Genomic DNA, 241 nt, shown 5'->3' with positions numbered 1-241 from the left:
TCTCAGGTCGGCTACGCATCGTCGCCTTGGTAGGCCTTTACCCCACCAACTAGCTAATGCGCCGCAGGCCCATCCACAAGTGACAGATTGCTCCGTCTTTCCTCCTTCTCCCATGCAGGAAAAGGATGTATCGGGTATTAGCTACCGTTTCCGGTAGTTATCCCTGTCTTGTGGGCAGGTTGCCTACGTGTTACTCACCCGTCCGCCGCTAGGTTATGTAGAAGCAAGCTTCTACATAACC

Annotated in this window: 1 rRNA gene; it reads right to left on the bottom strand. The window is 53.5% G+C overall.

The annotated features are described in order from the left end of the window. A 16S ribosomal RNA gene (locus WA407_RS26600) occupies window positions 1-241 on the bottom strand; the annotation flags it as partial.

The sequence above is a fragment of the Paenibacillus sp. 203 genome, assembly GCF_037027525.1.
Lineage (GTDB): Bacteria > Bacillota > Bacilli > Paenibacillales > Paenibacillaceae > Paenibacillus > Paenibacillus polymyxa_B.
This window is presented reverse-complemented; position numbering and strand designations above follow the sequence as displayed.